Here is a 1,218-nt window from a genome sequence, read left to right as displayed (position 1 = left end):
TGGCAACAGGGGTCAGATATATTTGTAAGAATGGTTTTTGGGTTGAGGTTGAATCGTCTAGTTCTGTTAGCAGTAGTAGCTATTTTGACATGACGAACCAGTTTAATGAGAAGGTGTCTTACGGCGAGTTCACCGACCCTCGCGACGGGCAGAAGTACCGCACGGTGAGCTTGTACGACGACACCTTTGAAAGGACCTATGTCTTTTTTGCCGAAAACTTGAATTACGGCAAGATGATATCCGGTGGTTCTGTTCAAGACGATTCAACCAAGTACTGCTACGATGACGATCCGTGGTACTGCGAGAACGGCTGGGGCGGGCTCTATACCTGGAGCCATGCGATGAATTTCCCCACAGCGTGTGATAGTGTGTCTATGTATGCAGAGACTTGTGCACAAAAATTTGTTTATCCCAGCGGTTATGCGCAACCTCAGAACTATGTCCAGCATCAGGGAATCTGCCCGGAGGGCTGGCACATTGTTAATGCTGGAGAATGGGCTCATTTAGACCAGAGAACAGGTGGCAGCGTCGCGTACTACATGGGCTCGAAGGTCGCCGGCTTCGGTAGCAACGATTATGGTTTGTCGATATTGCCGACGGGGTATTGGATAGATTATGGAAACGAACATAATAAGTTTGATGAAATAAAGGTCCAATCACAATTTTGGATGCCGCAACAAGCTGATACAGATTTGAAAGCGTGCATGACATCTGTTAGTCGAAAGAATTTTTCCAGGAACTTTCCTGTTTCTAAGAAATATGGAAATTCCATTCGTTGTGTGAAGAACTACTAGTTCTTTACACCCTTCAACAAAAAAGTTTAACAAAAATCAGGGTTATGCCAAATAACCCATAGGGGGGGACTTATGTCCAAGAAGAACAATAAGGGTAGCAAAAAGAAAAACAACCGTAACAATTACAAGATCGAGTCTCTCGAACCGAGACTCTTGATGGATGCCAATTAATTATGAGGTATGAATTACGAGTTATGAGATTTAGCTACGCGGCGTAGCCGCCAAATTTTAACCTCGAAGCGAGCCCCGCGAGCGCCCTCGAACCTCGTGCCTCATCAACAATTTCTATCTTCTTTCTTTGGAGTGAACAAATGAATCGACTGTTACCTTTTGCCCTGGCCCTGTTCGCGGCAACCATGTTCTTTACCGCCTGCGGTGACGACGACAGCAGCAGTTTCGTTGAACCGGAAAAGGAATCCTCGTC

General features: G+C 45.8%; 2 protein-coding genes. Both read left to right on the top strand.

The genetic code is table 11. The features are described 5' to 3' along the window. Nucleotides 1–794: FISUMP domain-containing protein (locus tag BUB38_RS15640; RefSeq protein ID WP_305774189.1), on the top strand; the 794-nt coding region annotated here is incomplete at its 5' end. Between the two features lie 72 nt (nt 795–866). After that, complete coding sequence (locus BUB38_RS15900; protein ID WP_083542279.1) at nt 867–965, top strand: LEPR-XLL domain-containing protein; 99 nt, start codon at nt 867–869, stop codon at nt 963–965. Nucleotides 966–1,218 lie beyond the last annotated feature (253 nt).

The organism is Fibrobacter sp. UWH5, assembly GCF_900142505.1.
Lineage (GTDB): Bacteria > Fibrobacterota > Fibrobacteria > Fibrobacterales > Fibrobacteraceae > Fibrobacter.
This window is presented reverse-complemented; position numbering and strand designations above follow the sequence as displayed.